Genomic DNA, 2,138 nt, shown 5'->3' on the forward strand with positions numbered 1-2,138 from the left:
GCCCGCGCTTCACAGCATGTCGCCAAAGCTAGCAGGAATGAATGCTTGTGTGAGATAAGCAAGGCATCCATGCCGCCGAAGATGGGACTGCGCGTGAGAAGTTGTTTCCATAATGCTTTTTCTGCTGTTGATTGCCAAGAAATTAGTGGCCGCTTCTGGCCGGTAGCTGCCTATCGTTACCTGCTGCATTGGTTGTTCACTGCCAGCATGCCGGTCAAATTCAATGCAAATGACTGGTCAGGTCGAATGCAATTGGGTAGGCAAGTCTGCGCAATTACCCAGCCGTCTTTTGTGCGTTGCGGCAAATCAGCAGGCCGCGTTTTGCGGAGATCTATGTCCGGAGCCCGATGGTTCCGGACTACGACAGCGCCACAAAAGACTGCATGTCGTCGGCTACAGATTCAATGTGACGCCCCAGCATGGTAGCTCCCTTGGGCAGCAGCATTAGCCTAATCATGGCGGCGGCTGAACTCAGTCCCTTACTGGCATAAACCCCAATCTCAGGAATCGGATACACCCTACTGACGCCATCTCTACGTGGCGAGCGAACGCCTTCAGTTAGGTATCAATTCGCGTCGAGGCGACTTTATGTCTTTCGATCATCTTCAAATTTGCAACACTCGAAGAGAAGGCATCGAGCCGAAGATTTTTGAAGAACACCACAGGAGCCCCACAGTCGTTATTTCTATGACAACCCCTCCCGCCCAACAGGCTCATCGCCAAAACCTCAGCAAGAGGCCCTGCAGGCCTTTCTTGAAGCGCCCAAAGCAATGGCATCACGGGGCCAAAAAATAATCGATTCAGAACTGGATAGAATCATCACCTGACAAAAACCGAGCAAATCAGCCGTTCTTGCACTCGATCGGCGCCTCATACCGGACCTCAGCTCAAATCGACTCAATTAGGATCAGGCGGGGTAGCGCGTCCATCATCCACTGGCATGTCATCAGTCAATAGATCGCCTCTTCGGGTACTCGGCGTCGAGGCTCTGGGCCACCACTAGGCCAATTGCTGTGGCAACCGCAATCACCCCCAGCGTTAAACAGATGAAAAAAATGAGCGTTTGCGTTGTTGTATCCATGATGTTTCCTGTTGATTTGTAGCCATATTTACCGGAGTGCAAGTCCGGTGGCAGCGAGATGGTAAAACTTGGCTAAAATACTTCATTAATACGCAATTCCGTTGCCATAGTGAAGATCAACCGACCGGCTTAATGCTACGAATGCAATTAAAAACGCCGACCATTATGGAAACAAGCAAATTATCAAACCTAAGGACTATACATCTAATTTCTTCCGCTGCGCGACACAAGCTCATACAAACAACCCTGCTGTTCGAATTTAATCCTATTCATCAAGCAATACCCAACAGAGTAACCATTGATCAACCTGTAGACACTCCCAAGTCTATCAATGAAAGAACATATCGAAATGTGAAATTTCAATCCGCCAGTTATGTACTTAGTGCTCAGCAGGCAGACAAAATCACCAGAGATCGATATCCCCTCTATTTCTGACCAGGCAAAACTAACACCCTCGCAGCGCAACCCATCATCCGTAACCTCTAAAATCTCAAGCTCCCTTAGGGCGCCTTTAGGTACTGCGCGGAACTTGCCGTTCGGCAATACAGGCGGCCAATACTCACTAGGCCTAATTTCTCGAAACAGCAAGTCTTCACCCATCATCATTTGCCAAGAATCCATACCAAGGCCTGGAGAACCAGGCGGTAACCGCGCACAGCCAACCCGACAGCGCATGCAGCTCCTATAACAACAATCCCTGTCGCTACCGCTCCATGCACCGCATCCGTCCAGGGGCCAAAGTGTGGCAGCCAGTAAACCTCTACCATCAGTTCTTTTCTCCTCGAAGCCGTCTGTGCAGATCAGCAACAGACCTCAGGTCAGACCGGACATCATCCAAGATCCAGCCGTAGGCCTTAACCACCATCCACACCACCCCAAGACAGCCAAGTAGAGAAAGTAGACCCCCACCGAGCAAATGTGCTGTACTCATAACCATCCCCGCCTTGCTCCGGTATTCACACCCTGAATTCAACCCATAAGTGCAACGCTCACCCCTGCATACACTTCGTACGGTGTCTTCCAGCCCAGGCGTTTGCGTGGGCGTAAATTGATCTTC

1 protein-coding gene is annotated in these 2,138 nt (G+C 50.5%); it reads right to left on the reverse strand.

Annotated elements, in window-relative coordinates:
• Window positions 1–1,285: 1,285 nt before the first annotated feature.
• Window positions 1,286–1,702: a hypothetical protein gene (locus tag AUK77_RS01775; RefSeq protein WP_296125526.1), complete on the reverse strand. Its 417-nt coding sequence runs from the start codon at window positions 1,700–1,702 to the stop codon at window positions 1,286–1,288.
• Between the last annotated feature and the right edge of the window lie 436 nt (window positions 1,703–2,138).

The sequence above is a fragment of the Pseudomonas sp. Ga0074129 genome, from assembly GCA_001465025.1.
Lineage (GTDB): Bacteria > Pseudomonadota > Gammaproteobacteria > Pseudomonadales > Pseudomonadaceae > Aquipseudomonas.

Excerpts from the sequence above, each read along its gene's own strand:
- AUK77_RS01775 (WP_296125526.1), bottom strand. The coding sequence starts at position 1,702 with ATGGATTCTTGGCAAATGATGATGGGTGAAGACTTGCTGTTTCGAGAA.